Below are 442 nucleotides of genomic sequence, written 5' to 3'. Positions count from 1 at the left end.
GACTACCCGGGTATCTAATCCTGTTCGCTCCCCTGGCTTTCGCGCCTCAGCGTCAGATGCCAGCCAGGACACTGCCTTCGCCTTTGGTCTTCCTCCGGATATCTACGCATTTCACCACTCCACCCGGAATTCGATGTCCCTCTCTGGCCCTCTAGCCTGCCAGTTTTCACCATCCTTGCTCAGTTAAGCCGAGCACTGTCACGGCAAACTTGCCAGGCCGCCTGCACGCCCTTTACGCCCAGTAACTCCGGACAACGCTTGCCCCCTACGTCTTACCGCGGCTGCTGGCACGTAGTTAGCCGGGGCTTGTTCCCGGGGTACCGTCCGTTCTCTTCCCCCGGAAAAGCAGTTTACAATCCGAAGACCGTCTTCCTGCACGCGGCGTTGCTCGTTCAGGGTTGCCCCCATTGACGAAAATTCCTCACTGCTGCCGCCCGTAGGC

At 59.5% G+C, this 442-nt stretch carries 1 rRNA gene; it reads right to left on the bottom strand.

The features are described from left to right. Positions 1-442: ribosomal RNA gene (locus AADR41_RS42475) — 16S ribosomal RNA — on the bottom strand; the annotation flags it as partial.

The organism is Streptomyces sp. CLV115 (assembly GCF_038448545.1).
Lineage (GTDB): Bacteria > Actinomycetota > Actinomycetes > Streptomycetales > Streptomycetaceae > Streptomyces > Streptomyces sanglieri.
The sequence above is the reverse complement of the archived record's forward strand: the minus strand, read 5'-3'. Positions and strand labels throughout refer to the sequence as shown.